The sequence below is a fragment of the Paenibacillus sp. RUD330 genome (genome assembly GCF_002243345.2).
Lineage (GTDB): Bacteria > Bacillota > Bacilli > Paenibacillales > Paenibacillaceae > Paenibacillus_O.
The window spans coordinates 3340127-3360907 of record NZ_CP022655.2; the positions used below are offsets into that span (position 1 = coordinate 3340127).

Below are 20781 nucleotides of genomic sequence, written 5' to 3' on the forward strand. Positions count from 1 at the left end.
GGCAATCGACAGGAAAGGATCGTGGAGCGTGGGCATTCAAATCGGTAGAATGTATTTGTTTTTCGCTTTTGCCTTGGCGGGCACATCCGTCGTCACCGCCCGGCTGCTGTCGGCTTCGCTCGGCATGTTCACCATCTCCTCGGCGAGCCTGGCCATTTTGCTCGCAGGATTGTTGCCTTTTTATGCCCGGCCGGCTCTAAGGACGATTCGATCCATGCACAGGCAGGATTGGAGGGCGGTCTGGCTCCAGGCGGTATTCGGCATTTTCGGGTTTCGCATGTTTCTGCTGCTGGGCCTGACGTTGACAAGCGCCGGCGAAGCAGGGATTTTGACCGGTGCCGCTCCGGCTCTGACCGCATGCCTCGCTTATTTCGTCCTCCGGGAACCGCTGACGGCCAAGGCCGGACTTGGAGTCGGCTGCACTGCGGCAGGAATTGCGCTGCTGCAGGGAATGGGCTTGGGAAGCCACGGCTTTCCCTTGGCCCATTTGGCCGGCAACCTGCTCATCCTCTGCGCCGTCGCCTGCGAATCCGTCTTCAATGTGCTGTCCCGCAAATCCCGCTCGAATGATGGCTCGCCCGGAGCGATGGCAGACGCTCATCCCATGGTTCAGACGCTGCTGGTCGGCGCCGCCGCGCTGGCCTTGTGCGCGCTCCCCGCCCTGCTGGAGCATCCGGTGCGGTCGCTCGGCGTGATCGGGCTTCGGGAATGGCTGGCGCTCGCCTGGTATGGACTGGCCATAACCGCTTTGTCCTACGGCTGCTTCTATGCAGGCATCAAGCGCTGCGACGCATACACCACCGCTGCTTATGCCGGCTGGATGCCTCTGACGTCCCTGCTCCTGTCCATGCTTCTATTGGGCGAGAAGCCGCCGCTCGTCCAGTGGCTGGGCGGGGCGCTTGTCATCGGAGGCATGCTGCTGATCGGAAGCAGGGCTGCCCGAGCCGCGGAGAGCAAGGACCCGATTGTCCAGCAGCTGTAAATAAAAGCGGGCCGGCGGGAATCCGCCGGCCTGCTTCAGTTGTTTATGCTTCTATAGGCTCGATTTGCGGATCGGCCGCCAGCCGGTGGAGGCGCCAGTCTGCACCTCGACGTATCGGACCGTCTCCGCGGCGAGCGTTACTCCGGCATGATCCAGACGATTTCGGCAATCCGGACGAAAGCCATCTTTTCGTGGAGCTGCACGATGACATGGTCGGGCTTGACGCCTGCGACCGTTCCTTCAATCCGTCCTCTGGTCGTCTCCAGAATGACGCATTTTCCTTTGACGGACATCAGCGCCTCGACGACGTATGGATTGACGGGAAATACCGTGTGGATTGGATTTGCGGCTTGAGGGGATACGTGCTGAGGCATTTGATAATACAAACTCTTCACTCCCACTAGGTTGATACGGCAGTATATGCGTCAGCCTAGCGGAGGTTAACGAATCTTTTGGCTTGCAGAAGCCGTCGTAAGCGGTCCCTTATAGCCCTTGTTCTCCGTCGATGGCGAACTCGCCGACAGTTTTATCCGCCAGCGCGGCAAAAACAAAAAACTCCTCTCGCAAGGGAGAGGAGCCGTGAACGAGCCGTTCGCCGCATTTGTTGTGCAGCAACCGAGTCACTATAACAGTTCGTATAAGCAGCCGAATCATGGATAGAACAATGATCTTGGCAAGGTGTCATCAAGAAGTGCCGAGGACGGGGATCGAACCCGTATGGTAGTCACCTACCGCAGGATTTTAAGTCCTGTGCGTCTGCCAGTTCCGCCACCTCGGCGTGATGGAGCAATGCCTGTTTCAAACATTGACGAAGCGTAGCATAACATATTTAGCCAGCGAACGTCAATATAAGAATCGCAAATGTCATTCGATGTCAGCAGGCAACTTACACGCTTGCATGCGTTCTCTTGTACAGAACCGGTATCGCCGCTGCGATAAGGATCATGCCCATGAGAGCGGGCGCGGCATGGCCAAGCGATATATAGATCCGGCCTCCGAGGATAGGCCCGATCATTCGGGCCAAAGCCTGGATCGATTGGCTGCCTCCTTGGATCCTGCCTTGTTCGCTGGCATCGACCGACTTGGAGAGCATCCCATTGAAGGAAGGTCCGAAGATCGAATCCCCAAAGCCGAAGATGAACATGCCGGCGATTAAAAGAGGATAGAACGAGAACAAAGCGGATGCAGCGATTAGACCATAACCGATTATCTCCGAGACCATCCCCAGAACCGCTATCTGCTTATCGCTGCATTTCTTCAATAGCTTCGGCATGATGAACCCTTGCGATACAATGTCCTGGACGCCCATGATGGAGAACATGAGTCCGATTAATACAGGCTTCCAGTTGAACGCATCCAGCGTGAATTGGGAAAAGACGGCCTGCAAGGATCCGTTCGGTATCCATAGCAAAAAGGCGGAGACCAGCAGCCTGTTCAAGTTTTTCATGGAAAGCAGGCTTGCAAGCTGCGTGAATGGATTCAGTCTTGCCAAGGCGATCCTGTTCAGCCTCTTCTTCTTGCCAAGGCTTTCGGGCATGAAAAAGAACCCGTACCCGACGTTCAGTACCGTGATCAGGGCTCCAAAGTACATGGGCACGGAATAACCGAACTTGGCGAGCAATCCGCCCAAAGTCGGCCCGATGACGGTTCCCGCCCCGACAACCGCACTCACCCATCCAAAGTATTTGGTTCGCTGCTCAGGAGGAATGATGTCGGCAAAATAGGCGAAGATCGTGCTGATGCTTCCGCCTGTCACGCCTTCGATGATGCGCCCGGCAAACAGGATCCATAAAGCTCCTCCCAGGCCGAAAACGAAGTACCCGATTGCCGAACCCAAAAGGCAGGCCAGAAGCAGTGGACGACGTCCATATCTGTCGCTCAACGCTCCAAGTGCGGGAGCTGCAAAAAATACGCAGAACGCATATACAGAGGTCAGAAGCGTAACAGCGACCGCTTGCTCTGCCGGACTGCTTGTGTACGGCTGAACTAAAAACGGCACGACAGGTGTGATGATGCTGAAGCCGAGTCCGCAAAGAAACACAGAGATGAGACCGAATAACAAGGCATGTTTATCTATCGTTTGGTCGGTGTCCGGTTCGGGATGTGATTTGGATTCCAACACGGGATTGATTTCTCCCCTCGCAAGCCGCAATTTTGATTCCTAGGAAACGAAATGATCATATCAAATCTTTGTTTCCTAGTCAACAAAATATCGGAAATAAAAAAAAACAGCCTGCTCCCCAAAGAGCCAGACTGCTGCCTGCCGTTTCATTCTTCCATCGTTTTCAGCTTGATATCCAGATCCTGTTTCTTTATTTCGGCATCCAAATGCTTCCTGTACTTGTCTACGAAGCGGATCATGCTGTCCAGCTGCTCCTCGGTCACCTGCTCAAATACGGCTTTATCCCGCTCTTGAAACTCTTTGTGCAGGTCCTCATGAATGTTGAAAATGACTTTGCCTTGCTCCGTAAGCCTGAAATAAATTTCTTTTTTGTTGTCCGGCTTCCGGTAGCTTTCGATAAGGCCTCTTTTCAGAAGCTTTTTCGTCAGCTTGCTTATGGCGCCGCGAGTCATATAGAAGGACTCCGCAAGCTTGGTCACATTGGAGTCATCATTTTTTTCGATGAATTCGATGCAATGGACTTCCGTCGACGTGAACCCTTTCAGGCTTTCTTCCATTTTGTCCTTATTGATCAGAATCATTTTGTTCAGCAAGTCCCTGAACCCCATTATGACCTGTTCTTCTTTGTTCATGGACCGCCCTCCCGCCGTCGCCGCATCGATGCCTATAAATAAAAAAAGCCTTGCTCCGCAAGGATTCAGGTTTCATTGGTGGGCCCTGCAGGACTCGAACCTGCGACCAATCGGTTATGAGCCGACCGCTCTAACCAACTGAGCTAAGGGCCCTTTTTGTGTCAAAAAAGGTAAAAAGCCGATCAGGACTGAATAAGTTGCGGGGGCAGGATTTGAACCTGCGGCCTTCGGGTTATGAGCCCGACGAGCTACCGGACTGCTCCACCCCGCGTCGTCCAAAAAAGAAAGGTTCCGTTTGGAACACAAGGATAAATATACAATAAAAGCTTCCCTAAAGTCAACTTCCCAAGTCAACTTCCTAAGCCAGCCTCCCAAGTCAACTTCCTAGGGCAAATACCTGACGCCGTATTTCCCCTTCTTCGACTGGAACACTTCGATCTCGCGCGGACATTCATAACCGTAGATCCACCAGTCGTTCTCCATCCGCTTGACCAGGCAGCCGGCTTGGAATTTGCTCTCGTACAGCCTTCCCCAATAAATCCAGTTCATCGGCAAGCCCCTTCCTTTCTCTCTGCTCCTAGTTTACCCCAGCGGACTAGGAAAACATTCCAGCGCCGAGGCAAAAATGAGGGACGCCTTGCAGCTTGAAGCCGAACGGAAAAAAGCGGTCCCGAAGGACCGCTCTCGATGGCTCGATGCTTAGCCGTTGCCGGCCGCCGCGTCTACTTTTTCCTTTTCTGTCGCTGCTCCGCCTTCCGTCGTCGCTCCGCCCTCATCCGTTCCCTTCGGGTTGGCTTTGACCTTCTTGAGCAAGGCGTTGCCCTTGACGGCCCATTCCTTGACGACTTCCTCCGGCGTCTTCTTGCCGGTCGCCGCTTCCTGGAACAGCTGCTGGCTGATGGAATACATTTCGTTCAGTCCCGGATACTTCGTGTACATATCCTGGGCGTTGCTCGTGTCCGGCGGAATCGGCTTCAGCGTATAGAACGCTTTGATGTTGTACTGCATGCCGTCGATCGGCTTAATGAACTCCGCCCGCGCTGGAATCTCATAAGTGCTGCGGGACTTCAGCTTCGCCCATTCCTTGCTGTTCAGGAACTTGATGAAGTCCCAGGCATCGTCCGCATTCTGAGCCTTGTTGTTGATGCCGAGCGGCTGGCTGAGGTAGGAGCTGCCCCCGATGCCGGGCTTCTCCTCGAATACCGGCGGCGTCACGACATCCCAGTCCACTGGCGTGAAGTCCTTGCTCTGCGAGGAGTAGCTGTTGTTGCTCTTCATCTGCGAGATGTAGCCGTAGTCCGCGACGGTCATCGCGATGTTGCCGCTGCCGAACAGATCGCCTTGGAACGGGTTGTAATTGTTGGCGCCTTCCTTGCTGGCCTTCTCGTATTTCTTGTTCAACGCTTCGCTGAGCTTCTGGTAGCCTTCCTGGTTCGGGATGGCCTTGACCTTGTACAGATCGAGAATCGTCTTGATCGCGTTGGACCACGACGAGCCGCTGTCCACGAGCATCTTTTCGGCTTTGTCGTCGAAAACTTTCAGCTGAAGCGGCTGCACGTAGGTCGAGACGTCGCTGTACAGATCCGATCCGCCCCAGCGGTTGATCGTCATGCCGTAGATCTGGTCCGCGCCTTCGCCGCCGCTGACTTTGCGGGCGAGGTCGAACACCTGCTGCCAGGTCATGTTGTCCGTCGGCGGCTGCACGCCGGCCTTCTGGAAGATTTTCTTGTTATAGAAGAGCGCCGAGCTGGAGAATGTCGGAGACAGGACGTAGATCTTGTTGTCGCCGACCGCTTTGATGCCGTCGATCACGGTCGGCACATAGTCGCTGATATCGAATTTGTCCTTTGTAATGAGCGGATCGAGCTCCTTGAGCAGGCCGTCCTGCGTCATGCGCGGCAGATTGCTGTAATCGGCGATGACGACGTCGACAGGGTTCTTGCCCGTCAGCAGCTCCTTGAACTTCTCGTACGGATCGGGCTGCTGCTCGCCGGTCTGGCCCCGCATGTCATTGTAGTTGATCGCATATTCGAACTGCAGCTCGATATTCTGATGCGTGAATTCGTAGGTGTCCGTGTATTGCTGCCGGATCCACTGCTCCTGATCCGGCGAACCGTACATCATGCCGATCCGCAGCACGCGGTTCTCCGGCTTATCCGCCGTTCCCCCGCTGCATGCGCTGAGCACGGCCGATGCCATGACGAGCGACAAGCCGATGGCTGCCGTGCGGCGGATCTTGCGTCCGGCCTCTTTCTTTGTTGATCGACCCACTTCCATACTCATGCTTGTTCCCCCTCTAAAGGCTTTGGTTTCGTAATGATGATGCGCTCCCCGTCGAACTCCATGGAAGCCTTGTTGCTGATGCCCAGCGCGGTCAAATATTCCTTCGGCACCTGCAGCCTGCCCGCGCGGTCGACGACCGCGTAAGCTTCGTGAACCTCCTGCAGGCCTCCCGCGCCGAATGACGACTCGTCGTCGAGATTCGGGTTGCGGCGAAGGAACTCCGTGCTCGTCAGTCCGTCCCGGATCGCGACGACCCGGTCCACCTTGCCGGCCAGCGACAGGTCATGGGTGACGATGACGATGGTCAGGCCCAGCTCGCGATTGAGCCGCCGGAAAATGTCCATGATGAGGTCGGAGGTGCGGCTGTCGACGGAGCCGGTCGGCTCGTCGGCGAGCAGCATCTGCGGCCGGTTGGACAGCGAGATGGCGATCGCCACCCGCTGCTGCTCTCCGCCCGAGAGCTGATGCAGCTTGTTGTGCATCCGCTCCTTCAGCCCGACCCAATCCAGCAGCTGCTTGGCATAGGGCCGGTCGACCTTGCCGGAGAGCATCATCGGCATCTCGACATTTTCCAGAGCGGACAAATAAGGGAGCAGATTGCGGGCGTTGTTCTGCCAGATGAAGCCGACCGTATCCCGCTTGTATTTGACGAGCTGGTCGTCCGTCACCTGGAGCAGATCCCAGGGACCGACCTTGACGCTGCCCGCCGAAGGGCGGTCGAGCCCGCCCAGAATATTGAGCAGGGTCGACTTGCCGCTGCCGCTGTTGCCGATGATCGCCATGAGCTCGCCGTCCTGTACGCTCAGGTTCAAGCCTTGCAGGGCGACGACCTCGAGATCGTCCGTTTTGTAGATTTTGACCAGGCCTTCGCATTCGATCATGATGCCATCACCGCTCCTCTCCCATCTTGACCGCCTGATGGACGCGCAGCCTGCGGATATGAAGCAGCAGCAGCAGAGCTCCCGTCAGCATCATGAAGCCGACGACTCCGTACAGCTGCGCCGTATCCTGGCTGTTGAACACGACGCGGAACGGCGGCACGTTGCCGCTGGAGCCGTCCGTCGTCTCCAGGAAGGGAAGGAACAGGATGCTCGCGATCTTGCCGATGAGGACGCCCAGGCCGATGCTGAGGCCGGCCGTGAACAGCTGCTCCAGAAGCAGCATGCCGGTCAGCTGTCCTCGGGAGAGGCCCATCGCCCTCAGCACGCCGAACTGGACGACGCGTCCCGACAGGTTGAAGAACCAGTACAGAATATAGCCGGTCAGCGTCACGATGACGGAGACGAGGAATCCGAGGCTGAGGATGCCGAACACCCCGCCGCGCGTCGGAAGCTTGCTCTGCGTCACGAGCTCGGTGCGCACGTCCTTCACGGAAGCGAGCTCGACGCCTTGCTCCGCCAGCTTGCTCATGAGCGGACCGACCTTCGCTCCTGGCTTCATCTTGAGCCAGACATCATAAGGAATGATCGGCACCTGGTCGTAGATGTAGTCCAGGTTGGCGATGATGAACGGCGACTGGTCCGGATATTGGGACGGCCAGTAAGGAAGGATGCCGACGACGGAGAAGTCGATCATGCCGTCCGACAGTCCGACCGAGACGGTGTCTCCCAGCTTCAGCTGGTACTTCTCCGCCATCGAGGTCGGAATGATCGCTCCCATGCCTTCCGCGTACACGCCCAGATTGTTGAGGTAGTTGAACGGATGGACCGGATACAGGTCGTTGCGGAACCAGCCTACTTTGGCAAAGTCGACATTGTCGATTCCCATCAGCGTTCCTTGGCCGATGGAACGTCCCGATACAACGATGCTCCCTTTCGTCTGGAGCACCCGCGCCGCCGCCTCGACTCCGTCCAGAGTGCGGAACAGCTCGAAGGGCGGCTCGCTGTAGCGGATCGTGGCCGGCACCGGATTGCCTCCGCCGCCTTGGCCGCCGCCCGCTCCTCCGCCACCGCCAGCTCCGCCTCCGGAGCCGCCGCCTCCGGAGCCGTTGCCCCCGGAACCATTGCCCCCGGAGCCGTTGCCGCCTCCCTGCGTCGGAGGAAGCTCGGGCGATCCCGGCCATACCGTCTGCATGACCACGTCGGTGCCGTATTGGTACAGCGTCCGTTCCGTGGAATTGAGATCGATCGTCCGCGCTGCGGAGGCGTTGTACACGCCTAGCCCCAAGGTAAGGATAAGCAGGATCATGAGCGGGTAATAACCTTTGGACGAGCGCGACAGCTGCGTCAGCGTCAAGTACAGGGGAACCGGCAGCAGCTTGCGTCCGAGCCAGTTGAACAGGCGCAGCAGCCACGGGAAGAGCCGCAGGAAGAACAGTCCGAGCGAAAAGATCGCCAGCGCCGGCACGAAGAACAGGAACGGCTGCACGTTGAGCTGATCCGTCGTCATGCCGGTCTGGAACGTCAGCATCTGCCGCTGGTTGAACAGATACCAGCCGTAGCCGGTCGCACCGAGCAGCAGGATGTCGAGAAACCATCGCTGCCATACAGGCGCCCGGTCCGAGCGGGCCAGCTGCTGCTTGTAGCCGACGATCGAAGCGCGGGCATAGATGACCGCGGGGATGACCGTCGCCATCATGGCCAGCAGCACGGCTGCGCAGCCTGCGATGATCGCGTCGGTAGTGAAGCCGACCGGAATTGACTTGCGGTCGACGAACTGCAGGAACCCGTTCGCCGAGCCGATGCTCTTGGCCATGAACCAGCCGAGCATCGGTCCAAGCACGAGCGCCGCGCCCCCGAGCAGCAGGCTCTCCAGCAGGTACAGCCAGACGATCTGCCTCGTTCCGGCTCCTCGGCTGCGCAGAACCGCGATGTCGCTGCGCTGCTTGTCGAGCGCCTGGCGGGCGTTCATGGCGATGAAGTAGAACACCATCGCGATCATCGGCGCCGCCAGCGTGAACAGCAGCGTCTGCAGCTGCACGCTCATCTTGCGGAATTCCTGCAGCGTCGCAGCGAAGCTGATCTCGACCTTCGTGTCGGTGAGCTTCTGGTACAGATCGATGTTCAGCCTCTCCAGCGTCTGGCTGAGCGGAGACAGCTCGCTCGTGCGGATGTTGCGTAGATCGAACGAGTAGTACCAGCTGCTGCTGTGCACCGGGATCTTGTTCCCCGTCAGAAGGGAATCCTCCATGGCGGAATCGCTGATCAGGAAGGTGCTCATCAGCCCTTCCAGCCCTTGATACCAGTACGGATCTCCGCTTTTCTTCGGCTTGAAGGTGCCGACGACGACGACGCGGATCGATTGGTTGGAGCCGTTCGCGTAGACGGGATAATCGAAGGCATCGCCCACGTGCATATCCGCCCGGTACAAGGCATCGTCGAGAACGACGGCCTCAACCGTCCTGCCGTCTCCTTTGCCTCCCGCGAACCAGCGGCCCTGTGCGAGGTCGCCCTGGGCTTCGAGTCCGGACAGCGATTGCAGGGAGAACTGCCTCATGATGCTGGCGTCGACCTTGGTGGGATCCTCGGGCGTGATCGCGGCGCTGCGGATCGCGTAGTTCTTCACCGCGGTCTCGACCGGGAAGCCGATCATGTCCGGCACTTCCCCGCGGATATAGGCGTCCACGTTCTTCAGCGAGCCGAGATCCGTAGGACCGCCCGAGGCGGAATAGCGCATCAGCAGGGAACCGGCCGGAAGGCCTTCGCTCTTCTCCTGAAGCGACTGGGTGACGACGCGCTTCAGCGCGCCGTCCGCATACATGGGTATGCTGACCGCGAACGCGACGGCGAGCACGAGGCCCGCCAGGGAACTGAGCGTCAGCCAGCGCGTGTTCCACATTTTGCGGAACAGGAATCGAATGAGCATCACCTTACTTGCCCACCACTTTCATCCCGGGCTCGAGGCCCTTGAGGATTTCAATCGCCGTTGCGGTCCGCTCGCCTACCTCGACATCCACCTCCCGCTTCGTCTCGCCCTCGGCAACCTGCACATAGGTCCGCGAGCCGATGCTGCGGAGCGCGGAAGGCGGAATGACGACGGCGTTCGGCTTGCTCTTCACGATGATGCTGACCGAAAGCCTCGTTCCCCGGGTAACTCCGGCAGGCATTTTGTCCAGCTGGACCGTCAGGAAATCCTCGGGACGCTCCGGCTTCGTTCCGGTGCCGCCGCCATTGCCGCTGCCGCTGCCGTTGTTGCCGCCCGATTCGTCATCGGCGGCTTTGACGGGCAGCGTCTTGACCTTGCCGTTGATCGTGCCGGCGTTGTTGATGTCCACGACGGCCTTCATGCCGACCGACACCTTCTCGAGGTCGCTGGAATCGAGCTGAATGCCGGGAACCAGCTGCGAGGTGTCCGCGATGACGCAGACGGGATCGTAGGCCTTGACGGCATCGCCCTTCTGCAGCGTCAGCTGCACGATCGTGCCGGAGAACGGCGCGGTCAGCGTCGCCTTGGCGATCTGCTGCTCCAGATCGGCTATCGCCTGCTTCTTCTCCTCGAAGGCGATGACGGCCGCTTCGAAATCGACGGGAGGCATCTCATCCTTCTTGCGGAGCGTTTCCTTCATGCCCACCTCGTCCTTGCGGAACTGAAGCTTCTGGTCGCGGACCTGCTTCTGCAGGTCCTCGACGTCCAGCGATGCGATGGGATCGCCGGCTTTGACTTTCTGGCCCGCCTTTATGTATAAGTCCTTCAACCGCTTGCCGTCCAGCGTGTAATAGAGCGTTTCCTCGCGCAAAGAAATCAGTTTGCCCGTCGTGTCCACCGTCGTCGTCAGCGTTTCGGTCGTCACCTCGTATTCGGGCTTCTTGGAAATTTGCGGCGGCGCGATGGACGGGAGCACCTCCTCCGACTGCTCGGCAGGCAGCAGCGCGCAGCCTCCGGACATAAGCAGCGAACAGCCGAGCAGCACGGCCGCGGCGCTTTTAGATGAACGTACCGTCCACCATTTCGTAAACATGATCGGCAACCTCCAAAATCGTAGGATCGTGAGTGGTCATGCATATCGTGACCTGCTCGGATTTGATGATCGTGCGGAAAACATTCATGATCTGGGCGGACATCTGCGAATCCAGCTCCGCGGTCGGCTCGTCGGCGAGCAGCAGCCTCGGCCGGTGTGCGATCGCCTTGGCGATGGCGACCCGCTGCTGCTCGCCTCCGGACATCTCGAAGGGACGATGCTTCATCCGCTTCTCGAGCCCGACCAGCTCCAGGCAGTGCGCGACCCGCTCTTTCCACTCGCCGCGCGGGGTTCCCGCCATCCGGAGCGACAGCTCCACATTTTCCCAGGCCGACAGCAGCGGCATGAGGACGAACGCCTGGAAGATGAACCCCATGCGCTCCCTGCGCGCCACGGTCCGGCGATCGTCCCCAAGCTCATGGAAAGGCAGGCCGTCGAACCATATCTTCCCTTGGGACGGAGTGTCGAGACCTCCGATCAGATTGAGCAGCGTCGTCTTGCCGGAGCCGGACCGGCCCTTGAGCATGACAAGCTGCAGCGGATCGACCTTCATGTCGATTCCCTTCAGCACATGCACGTCGGCGCCCGAGGAATGGAACGTGCGATGCACGCCGATGACCTGCAGGATCGGCTCTGCCTGCCCTTGCGGCCGGCGAAGCTCCTCGCCCGCAGCTTCGGCGGCGGCGTCTTGGCCCGTCTCTGCCGGCAGCTGTTCCCCCGGGCGTTTCAATTTCCAAACCATAGACCCTCTCCCTTTTCTCATCTTTCTCATTTTCGTTCTGACGATTGGAAATGCTTAAAGGTTACACCTTAATTTGGTTTTCATCGATTTTTTTTGCAAAAGAGTTCCGCGGTACCGGTGTCAAGAGATGTCGCTTCCTGCTGCCGACCTGTTTTTCGGTCAAATTTCGACATTCATGCTTAGGGGCGGAGCCATCCGGCCGTATTGCGGATGCACGAAAAAAAGAGGCGGTCCCGAGCCATGGGCATGACTCGGAACCGCCTCTCTGTTTGAACTTTCGCACATGGTTCCCATGACGCCGCCGTTCGTCAGGCGCTGCTTCAGTTCCGCCTGTCGGCAGGAAACTCCAGGCCGATCTGACGCCTGGCTTCATCCATGATCTCCAGCACCGCGAGCGAGCTGTCGAACGTGTTGGTTCCCGATTCCAGCCTGCCTTCGAGGATCAGGCGCGTGAATTCCTCGATCTCGTACTGCATCGTGTTGTCGGATTGGGGCCGGGTCAAGTCCTCTTCGGGACGGCCGTCGCGATAGCGGATGACGACGCTGTCCGGCTGGCTGATGCGGGTGACGAGCATGACGCCTTCTTCGCCCTGGATTTCCGCCGGCAGCGAGGAATCCGATATTTTCGAATGGACGAGCACGGCATCCATTCCGTCATAGGAAAGCGTCAGCGTGCCTTTGCCGTCTACCCCGGAATCCAGCATGACGGCGCTGGCCTGCACCGACAATGGCTTGCCGAACAGAGCGACCAGAGGATAGATGCAATAGGTGCCGATATCCATGAGCGAGCCGTTCGACAGCTCCGGCTTGAAGGCGTTCAGCACCTCGCCCGCCTTGTAGCGGTCGTACCGGGACGAGTACTGGCAGAAGGAGGCGAAGTAATTCCGGATCTTGCCGAGCTTCGGAAGGTTGTCCCGGATCGCGGCGAAGTTCGGCACGAAGGTCGACTTCATCGCTTCCATCAGGAGCACGCCGTTCTCTTTGGCCGCGGCGATCATCTCCCGCAGCTCCCGCGCGTTGGACGCGATCGGCTTCTCGCAGAGGACATGCTTGCCCCGCTGCATGAAATCGATCGCCTGCGGCGCATGCAGGGAATTCGGGCTGGCGATGTAGACCGCGTCGATGGCGTCGCTGTCCGCCATTTGCTGAAGATCGGTGAAGCGCAGCGCGATATCATGCTTGTCGGCGAATTCCTTGCCCCGCTCCGCGGAGCGGGAATAATGGGCCGCTACGACCGCCTCCGGCACCCGCCTTGCCGCATCGATGAATGTCTCTGTAATGAAATTGGATCCGATGATTCCGATTCTGACCATGAGTAGCTCCTCCTGACATCGCTGTGGTTCTCTGATCCTCTTATTCTAGCACAGCGCATCCAATCGGATAAAACAACGGAAATTTCAAGTCCGACGCTTCGGCTGCATCGCGATCATCCTCATCCGTTGAAGCCGATTACAAAAGCTAGCTTCTCAGGATGCCGCTTCTCCCTGCAAGCAGATCCTGGAACACGGGCAGCTGGACCGGATTGATCTCCCGCAGCAGCTCCTCATCCAGCTCGCGAAACCGCAGGCTCAGCGATTCGCCGGCTTGGTCGCGGAACGGGATGGAGTCACCATCGGCGGCGAGATGACGTTCATGATCGGTCTTTGCCGAAAATAAAAACATGACAAAAGAAACTCTGTTGCCGTCGGGATAGACATACTCCATTCTCGAACCGCTGTAAACCGCGTACAACTCCGCTTCCAAGACGGACAGGCCCGTCTCCTCCTTGACTTCCCTGATCATGGCTTCTTCGATCGTCTCGCCCGGATCCATGCTTCCTCCCGGAAGCCCCCAATTTCCGTAATCCGATCTCCGCTGCAGCAGCACCCGGCCTCTGCGATCCCGAATGATCGCTCCGCCCGTAACGACGATTCTCATTTCCCGTCCGCCTCCATCCCTCTTGTCTTTGCCTGCAGCGCGATCAGCCTTTGTTCAGCGCGGCGTATGCCCGGTCCAATACCGGCTTCATCAGCTTGCGAAGATAAAAAGCGAATATTGTTTCCGCTCCCCACGAGCTGCGCTTGTTCTCCATGTATTGATCGTTGATGATATAAGTCCGAGTGGAAGGAGGGCTCTTCAGCCCGAGCTCTTCCCACTTTCCCGGATCGTTCGCCCCGCCCAGCCTTGCGAGCATAACAGCCGACTCTCTCTCTATTTCAGCCGGAATCTGCTCGTAGGCTTGGATGATTTGAGCATGAAATTCGACGATTGGATTGCGGTCGGCTAGGCTCTCCAAATGGATGCCTTCGCGAAGGTAAGAAACGTAAGCCAGATGGTCGGCCCAGCACTTGTCGATATAAAAAAGCCGGACCCGCCGCTCCGAAGGGCTCATCGGCGTCTCGCCTTTCAAAATGACGAGCCGCTCCTCGCATAGGATACGCCTCTGTTCCTCCACCATATCCGAATAACGGTTCAGTTCCTGGCGGATATGGAAGTTCTGTCCCATGGCAACGCGCTGAATATGCGCGATTTTGCTGCGGAGCACCGGCTTGTCGACAGCCTCATCCTGCCTATGGCTGCGCAACGCTTTATCGATGCCGAACCGAAGCAGCAGCTCTTCCTCCAAGCTCACGTAAAATACGGAAGCTCCCGGGTCGCCTTGACGGCCGGAGCGCCCGCGCAGCTGGTCGTCGATCCGCACGCTTTCGTTCACATGCGTGCCGATCACGTACAATCCGCCCAGTTCGGCGACAACCTCTGCTTGCGCGGAATTGCCGCCGCCGAGCCGAATGTCGACGCCGCGTCCCGCCATATTCGTCGATACCGTCACGGCGCCGATTTCGCCCGCCTTGGCGATGATCTCGGCTTCCTTCGCGTCGTTTTTCGCGTTCAGAACATGGCAGGCCACGCCGGCAGCCGCCAGCGCCTCCGCCAGCATATCTGACTCCTCGACGCTCGACGTACCGATGAGAATGGGACGTCCCGCCGCATGGACGGACGAGATTTCATGTACAAGCGCCTTGAATTTGGCTTCTTTATGGGTATAGATCCGGAGCGGATGGTCAACCCGTATGTTTGGCCGATGCGGCGGTATTTGCACGACCTGCAGCGCATAAATGTCTTCGAATTCCATGCGGGAAGCGTGCGCGGTAGCCGTCATTCCGCTGATTTTCGGATACAGGCTGAGGAAATGCTGCAGGGTTATCGTCCCCAGAATTTCACCGCCGGATTTCGACTGCAGCCCTTCCTTGACCGCCAGCGCGGTTTGCAGCCCATCCGGCAAATGCCTGTTCTCCGCCACCCGGCCGGTATATTCGTCGATCAGCTCGATTTCCCCGTCCCGGACGATGTAATCGACGTCCTTCTTCAACAACAGCTCCACATGCAGCGCGCAGTTCAGCAACGTCAGCAAATGACTGTTGCCGCTTGTGTACAAATTGCCGCAGCCCAGCAGCGACTCCGCTTTCGCTGAGCCTGCTTCATTCAGGTAAACGTTCCGCTTGAACTCGTCGAAGTCGTAATGCTGTCCTTCCTGCAGCTGCCGGGCCGCTTCTGCGAAACGAATGCCGTCGAAGCTGGAAGAGCCCGCCTCGCCGGCGATGACGAGCGGCACCCGCGCCTCGTCGAGCAGCAGCGAGTCCGCTTCGTCGACGATGACGCAGTGGAAAGGACGATGCACGATATCGGCTTCGTTCCATGCGATCGTGTCGCGCAAATAATCGAATCCCGCTTCTTTGGCCGTAACATAGGTTATGTCCGCGGAATACGCTGCCCGTTTCTCGGACAGGCTCATGCCCGCTTGAACCGAGCTTGCCGTCAGCCCGAGGAAACGATAGATCGGCCCCATCCACGCCGCATCCCGATTCGCCAAATAATCGTTGAAGGTCAGCACATGGACGCCTGCGCCGGCCAGCGCATTCAGATAAGCAGGCATGACGGCGGATAGCGTTTTTCCTTCGCCGGTATGCTGCTCGATCAAAAATCTCTCGTGCAGGGCGATGGCAGCCATGATCTGGACCTCGTACGGCTCCAATCCCAGCATTCTCCTCGACGCCTCGCAGACCAGCGCATAAGCATCGACAAGCAGCCCATCCAAAGGCGTGCCCGATCGGGCCTCTTTTTGCAGCCGGAGGGATTCCGCTTGAAGCTGCCGATCGTCCCATGCTTCCAAATTCCGCTTTCGGATGAGCTCCGCTTTGTCCTGATAGCTTTTCAGTCTGTTCCGGTCATCGCGGCCATTGATCCTTTGCATCCATTTCAAGGCTATATTCATACGATTTCGATCTCCCCTCGGTAGAATTGCGCCTGGTCGCGGACAATTTTGCGCCGTTCTGCCGTCCATCTGGATCAAGTCCGCTTCAACCGCTTAACCTGTCTCCCGAAGTGCTCTATAATGACAGCAGGATCGCATACACTCAGGAGGGTTTCATATGACCAAAGTAGGGCTAGTCATGAGAAAAATCCAGTTCGCCGAAGCGCAAGGCCCCCGCATCTATGCCGAAAGGCTGAAGGAGCTCAGCCGCGAGCTCGGCGTGGAGATCGTCTTTGTCATGCCGGAGCGCCATGTCAGCGATTACGATCAGGCTCCCGGCTACGAATACGAGAAGGGCGATCTCGTCAATTACGATCTCGTGCTGGAGCAGCTGGAACGGCAGAAGATCGAGCGGGTCATCTATACCGTATCCGGCTTCACATACCTCAAGATGTTCGTGGACAAATGCGTGCTGTTTCCCCATTCCTACCCGCATCCGGACTTGACCGGCTACGAGATGATGAAGCCGTTCTACTCGATTGTGGACAAGGCCGTCGTCCATACGGATTATCTCAAGGGACTGTTCAAGACCGACTACGGCGTCACCGATGTGGACGTCATTCCGATCGGCTTCGAGGGCGATCTCGCCCGCAAGCATTATGATCCGGATGCCGTCATCGGCAACCGCATCCTCTGGATCGGCCGGGACGAGCCCAACCGCAGGCCGGAGCTGCCGATCGAATATGCCCGCCGCAACCCGGACAAGGATGTCGTCATGGTCATGGGCGGCCAGCGCTATCGGGAAAGCATGAAGCGCTACGACATCCCTCCCAATGTCACGCTGCATTTCGCGCTGTCGCGCGCAGACATCTTCGGGCTGATGAACTCGTCCAAAGTGTACTGGAGCTCCAGCGTCTTCGATACGTTCTCCATGCCGCTGGCCGAAGCGATGGCGATGGGCAAGCTCGTCGTGAAGCCGGATCATCCTTGCTATGGCCATATCTCCTCCACGCACACTTTCGCCGGCAACGAGCGCAACTGGTTCGAGCTGCTGAACATGGCGGCCGCTTCCCCGCTCAAGGTTTCCGCCGACAACCGCGGTTATGCCTTCGAGCATTTCTCGGACCGGATCATGAGAGAAGGCTACGAGCGGTTTTATGCCGGCTGGCTGTAGCCATCCAGCGAGAAGAGGCCGTTCAACGGTTGAACGCCTCGATCGCGCTGCACTTTAGGCTGTAAGCTCTATGGCCAGGGATGGAGCGCTTCCCCCGGCTCAACGGCTCCTCCCGCCCGTCAGCTTCTCATCGTCATCATATTGCCCGAGCTGTACCTCCTGAGCCCCCAGTAGAACAAGCCGATCGACCCGGCGGCGATCATAGCGGCGGCGCCTATCGCAAGCAGCAGATAATCTCCCTGCCAGCCCCGCAGCAGCCCGATCGGCATGTAGCTGATGAACCCTGCAGGAATGACCGTGAACAGGATGAGCCGCACCGCTCCTTTGAATATGTCCGTCGGATAGGTCGTAAAGGCCAGATGGCCGTTGAACAGCTGGAATGCGATGCCCTCCGCGTTGCCGATGAAGAACGCGAGAGAGCCGGCGGCGACGTTGAAGAACAGGAAGATCAGCCCCGCCAGCAGCAGGCCCAGCATAAATCTCAGAACCCCGCCGGGCGACAGCTCGCCCGCATAGACGAAGATCGCCAGGCCGAACAGAAAGTCTCCGATCGCCGTCAGCGACATCCGGCTTGCAAGCACATTGAGCAGCACCGGCTTGGGCTGGGTCAAGTAGACATCCAGCTCGCCCCGCGCCGTGATGGAGGCGATCCGGCTGAAGTTGCCGAACAGCATGCTCGCCCAGCCGAAGCCTCCCGTTCCAACCGCCCACATGAGCATCACATCGTTGATTCCCCAGCCGTTGACCGAAGGAAAGCGGGTAAAGAAGATGCCCCAGAACACGATCCAGATGACGTTGTTCAGGAACATCATGCCGGCCGTCATGAAAAAGCTGAGCCGGAACTCCATCGCTCCCGCCAGATTGAGCTTCCAGCAGGCGAGCAGGAACGGCAGCGTTCCTTTTCTCAAGCTTCCTTTCCTAACCTCCGTTGACATTCAGCCTTCTCACTCCCCTCGAGTAGATCCAGGCGACCAGCGCGCCGAGCAGCGCGATCCAGAATATCTGGGTGGCGAGAAATGCTCCCAGCGCATCCGTGCCGCCCACCGCCGTCTTCGCCGGGAAGTACAGCACCGCCTGGAAAGGCAGCCAGGCGCATATCTGCTGCAGCCAGTGCGGCATGAGATCCAGAGGAATGAGCATGCCTCCGACCGTGAACTGCAGCTTCTGCAGGACGAACTCCAGGCCGCGGGTCTCCTCGACCCAGAACGCGCACAGCGCGATGGACATGTTGAGCAGGTAAGCGATCGTGAAGGAGCCGAGGCCGAGCGCCGCCATGCCCGCCCAGCCGAAGCCGAAATCCGGCGGTCCGACCATCAGCCAGCCGATCAGCGTGCCAGCGGCGAGATTGACGGCGAAGCGGAGCAAAGCCTCGCCCATATAGGAGAAATACTGATAGCCGACATAGGAGATCGGCGTCAGCAGCCGGACGGCGACGCCTCCGCTTTTGACCTCCTCCTCGATTCTCGTGCATTGCTGGGGGCAGGCCATCGTGAACGCCTCCGTCAGGACGAGGTACCAGATGATGTCCTTCAGGACGAAGCCCCCGATGCTCGCCTCCGCCCCTCCTTGCCCGCTATAGGCGGCGCTCCACAGCTGCATGAAGATGAACAGGATCAGCAGGAGAAAGACGGAGCGGATGAGAAAATCCGCCATGTAGGCCGTCTGCTGCTTGAAGGTGATGGAGCCTACGGCCGCGTATTTGCGCCCTTTCAGCACCATCGCTTCCTGGCGCGAGGAATAAGGCCTCCGCTTCCATCCGCGACCGCCGCCCATATCATATCCTGGGCCGGCAGCGGGCTTCCGGACTTCAATCTTCATGGCAGCCCCCGTCCTTCCCCGGCAATGGTCGTCCCGTCAGCTGGATCATGATCGCGGCTCCGGGCAAAGAGCGTCTTGATGACCTCTTCCATCGGCGGGTCCTCGATCGTCACATCGGCGATGCGCACGCTTCCCATGAGCCGGGACAGCACCGTTTCGATGTCGGTCCTCGTCAGATCGACGGATAGCTTCAGGACGCCTTCCTCCGCCTCCAGCAGCTCCGTTCCGGTCAAGCCTTGGATTCCCGCTCCCAGGCCCCGACCCTCTCCCGCCAGCCTGACCGTCACGGTCTTGTACCTCAGAATATCCCGCTTCAGCCTCTCCACGGGCCCGTCGACCATGATGCCCCCGTGATGGATGACGACGGCTCTGCGGCACAGCTTCTCGATGTCCCCCGCATCATGCGAGGTCAGAAAGACCGTCGTCCCTTCCTCCCGGTTCAGCTCCGCGATGAGGTCGCGGATCCGCTCCTTGATCATGACGTCGAGCCCGATCGTCGGCTCGTCGAGGAACAGCAGCCGCGGCCCGTGCAGGAAGGAAGCGGCGATCTCGCAGCGCATCCTCTCTCCGAGCGACAGCTTCCGGACCGGGACGTTCAGGTACGGACCGAGATCGAAGCGTTCGATGAGCGAGGCTTTCCGTCTCCGATAGACGTCGCGGTCCAGCTCGTAGATGCGGCTCATCAGCTCGAACGTATCGCTCGGCGGCAAGTGGTACCACAGCTGCGATTTCTGCCCGAATACGGTGCCGATGAGATAAGCCAGGCGTCCGCGCTCCTGCCAGGGCGTATAGCCAAGCACCTTCGCCTCCCCGGAGGTCGGGTGCAGGATGCCGGTGAGCATCTTGATCGTCGTGGATTTGCCTGCGCCGTTCGGACCGAGGAACGCGATCGTTTCCCCTTCCTCCACCGCCAGATCGATTCCTTTCACCGCTTCCTTCTCTCCCCACTCCGGCTTCCAAAGCGAGCGGAAGCTTCCCCCGAGGCCAGGCTGCTTGCGCTTGACCATGAACGTTTTCTTCAGCCCTTCTGTCTCAAGCACCTTCATGTCCGACGCCCCCTTCTGTCTATGATTTCTGCTGGAATCTGGCCTTCAGTCCGGGAATGGATATAGCAAAAAAAGACCTCCGAAAAGCCGGCCTGACCAAGCAGGCGGAACTTTCCGAAGGTCTTTTATCCCTACGGTGTACACGGCCTATCGCGCCGCGGCGGTTTCGCTCGGTTCGGACGAAGAGAGGGCGCCTCATGGCGGCCCGTTTCCCGGATCCCTAGAAACCCTTCCGTTTGATGTAACATATTACATGGCAAAAAACGGAACGTAAAGCCTTTTTTTCAATTCCAAACCTGATCCAATTTGTCGGAATAGAAGCTCAATGCCCGCCCATACGAAGAAATCCCCTCGTCGGAGCTCGTCTCGGCCAGCTCCACGAGCAGCAGCTCCATCGCCTCCGCATGAAGGCCGAGATTATGCAGGGCCATCGCCAAAAACACGTTGAATTCCCGCCGCTGCGGGTACTTCGCCGCAGCCTCCCGGAGCAGCTTCTCCGATTCCTCGTACCGGCCAAGCGTCCTCAGCGTGCTGCCGAGGCCGAGCCTCGCGCCTGCGTCATCCTCTGCGGGCAGGCCGAGCGACAGCGCCTTCTCGTAGAGCGGCGCCGCCTCCGACTCCAGTCCCAGCGAATCATGGGTCCAGGCGAGCTGATACCATACCTGCGCGTCCTCGGGATGCGCTTCCGCCAGCTTGGCGATCAGGAGGCGCGCCTTCTCGGCGTCGCCTCCTGATCGCAGGGATACGGCTTCCTGCAGCCTGTCCGCAAGGTTCAGCTCCATTCCCGCCGCCTCCTGACTATTTTCCATGGATGAGTTCATTTTCATATCCGCAGATGCCGTTCAACCAGCCGC

The 20781-nt window shown here is 58.8% G+C and carries 18 protein-coding genes and 3 tRNA genes; 2 read left to right on the plus strand and 19 right to left on the minus strand.

All coding sequences use genetic code 11. The features are described 5' to 3' along the window. Positions 1 to 28: 28 nt before the first annotated feature. Positions 29 to 982 carry a DMT family transporter gene (locus CIC07_RS15190; protein WP_200801145.1) on the plus strand — a complete coding sequence of 318 codons (954 nt, stop codon included), beginning with the start codon at positions 29 to 31 and terminating at the stop codon, positions 980 to 982. A gap of 137 nt (positions 983 to 1119) precedes the next feature. On the opposite strand, the gene CIC07_RS15195 is transcribed toward CIC07_RS15190, so the two are convergent. The 15 genes from CIC07_RS15195 to CIC07_RS15265 all read right to left on the minus strand — a co-directional run bounded on the left by CIC07_RS15195 (position 1120) and on the right by CIC07_RS15265 (position 15910). Continuing rightward, on the minus strand, positions 1120 to 1356 hold the full coding sequence (locus tag CIC07_RS15195) for a DUF2642 domain-containing protein (RefSeq protein ID WP_076356898.1): 237 nt from the start codon (positions 1354 to 1356) through the stop codon (positions 1120 to 1122). A gap of 318 nt (positions 1357 to 1674) precedes the next feature. Then, a tRNA-Leu gene (locus tag CIC07_RS15200) sits at positions 1675 to 1760 on the minus strand. Between the two features lie 108 nt (positions 1761 to 1868). Continuing rightward, positions 1869 to 3104 (minus strand): MFS transporter, encoded by a 1236-nt coding sequence (locus tag CIC07_RS15205; RefSeq protein ID WP_076354959.1) that lies wholly within the window; start codon positions 3102 to 3104, stop codon positions 1869 to 1871. Between the two features lie 146 nt (positions 3105 to 3250). Next, the gene (locus tag CIC07_RS15210) at positions 3251 to 3736 is read right to left on the minus strand and encodes a MarR family transcriptional regulator (protein ID WP_076354957.1); all 486 of its coding nucleotides are present in this window, start codon (positions 3734 to 3736) and stop codon (positions 3251 to 3253) included. Between the two features lie 76 nt (positions 3737 to 3812). Continuing rightward, a tRNA-Ile gene (locus CIC07_RS15215) sits at positions 3813 to 3889 on the minus strand. 44 nt (positions 3890 to 3933) lie between these two features. Then, positions 3934 to 4007 (minus strand) — tRNA-Met (locus CIC07_RS15220). 113 nt (positions 4008 to 4120) lie between these two features. Next, positions 4121 to 4285, minus strand: coding sequence for a hypothetical protein (locus tag CIC07_RS15225; protein WP_165895337.1), 165 nt, complete (start codon positions 4283 to 4285; stop codon positions 4121 to 4123). Positions 4286 to 4435: 150 nt separating this feature from the next. Then, on the minus strand, positions 4436 to 6019 hold the full coding sequence (locus CIC07_RS15230) for an extracellular solute-binding protein (RefSeq protein WP_234992892.1): 1584 nt from the start codon (positions 6017 to 6019) through the stop codon (positions 4436 to 4438). Beyond that, positions 6016 to 6900, minus strand: coding sequence for an ABC transporter ATP-binding protein (locus CIC07_RS15235; RefSeq protein ID WP_076354953.1), 885 nt, complete (start codon positions 6898 to 6900; stop codon positions 6016 to 6018). The genes CIC07_RS15230 and CIC07_RS15235 overlap by 4 nt, the downstream gene beginning before the upstream one ends. A 7-nt stretch (positions 6901 to 6907) precedes the next feature. Continuing rightward, a complete protein-coding gene (locus CIC07_RS15240) occupies positions 6908 to 9823 on the minus strand; it encodes an ABC transporter permease (protein WP_076356896.1) in 2916 nt (971 codons plus the stop codon). Positions 9824 to 9827: 4 nt separating this feature from the next. Beyond that, positions 9828 to 10916: an efflux RND transporter periplasmic adaptor subunit gene (locus tag CIC07_RS15245; RefSeq protein WP_076354951.1), complete on the minus strand. Its 1089-nt coding sequence runs from the start codon at positions 10914 to 10916 to the stop codon at positions 9828 to 9830. Further along, the gene (locus CIC07_RS15250) at positions 10882 to 11658 is read right to left on the minus strand and encodes an ABC transporter ATP-binding protein (RefSeq protein ID WP_083687914.1); all 777 of its coding nucleotides are present in this window, start codon (positions 11656 to 11658) and stop codon (positions 10882 to 10884) included. The genes CIC07_RS15245 and CIC07_RS15250 overlap by 35 nt, the downstream gene beginning before the upstream one ends. Before the next feature lie 320 nt (positions 11659 to 11978). Next, complete coding sequence (locus CIC07_RS15255) at positions 11979 to 12971, minus strand: Gfo/Idh/MocA family protein (RefSeq protein ID WP_076354947.1); 993 nt, start codon at positions 12969 to 12971, stop codon at positions 11979 to 11981. A 145-nt stretch (positions 12972 to 13116) separates the two neighbouring features. Then, a complete protein-coding gene (locus CIC07_RS15260; protein ID WP_076354945.1) occupies positions 13117 to 13575 on the minus strand; it encodes an NUDIX domain-containing protein in 459 nt (152 codons plus the stop codon). Between the two features lie 43 nt (positions 13576 to 13618). Then, the gene (locus CIC07_RS15265; protein ID WP_076354943.1) at positions 13619 to 15910 is read right to left on the minus strand and encodes a preprotein translocase subunit SecA; all 2292 of its coding nucleotides are present in this window, start codon (positions 15908 to 15910) and stop codon (positions 13619 to 13621) included. Positions 15911 to 16067: 157 nt separating this feature from the next. Between CIC07_RS15265 and CIC07_RS15270 the strand changes: the two genes are divergently transcribed. After that, entirely contained in the window at positions 16068 to 17063 is a 996-nt protein-coding gene (locus tag CIC07_RS15270) for a glycosyltransferase (protein WP_076354941.1), read from the plus strand. Between the two features lie 119 nt (positions 17064 to 17182). On the opposite strand, the gene CIC07_RS15275 is transcribed toward CIC07_RS15270, so the two are convergent. The 4 genes from CIC07_RS15275 to CIC07_RS15290 all read right to left on the minus strand — a co-directional run bounded on the left by CIC07_RS15275 (position 17183) and on the right by CIC07_RS15290 (position 20709). Further along, a complete protein-coding gene (locus CIC07_RS15275) occupies positions 17183 to 17971 on the minus strand; it encodes an ABC transporter permease (protein WP_234992891.1) in 789 nt (262 codons plus the stop codon). Between the two features lie 10 nt (positions 17972 to 17981). Then, the gene (locus tag CIC07_RS15280) at positions 17982 to 18881 is read right to left on the minus strand and encodes an ABC transporter permease (RefSeq protein ID WP_234992890.1); all 900 of its coding nucleotides are present in this window, start codon (positions 18879 to 18881) and stop codon (positions 17982 to 17984) included. After that, a complete protein-coding gene (locus CIC07_RS15285) occupies positions 18878 to 19927 on the minus strand; it encodes an ABC transporter ATP-binding protein (protein WP_076354937.1) in 1050 nt (349 codons plus the stop codon). Before CIC07_RS15285 ends, CIC07_RS15280 begins: the two co-directional genes overlap by 4 nt. A 284-nt stretch (positions 19928 to 20211) precedes the next feature. After that, on the minus strand, positions 20212 to 20709 hold the full coding sequence (locus tag CIC07_RS15290) for a tetratricopeptide repeat protein (RefSeq protein ID WP_076354935.1): 498 nt from the start codon (positions 20707 to 20709) through the stop codon (positions 20212 to 20214). Positions 20710 to 20781: the final 72 nt, after the last annotated feature.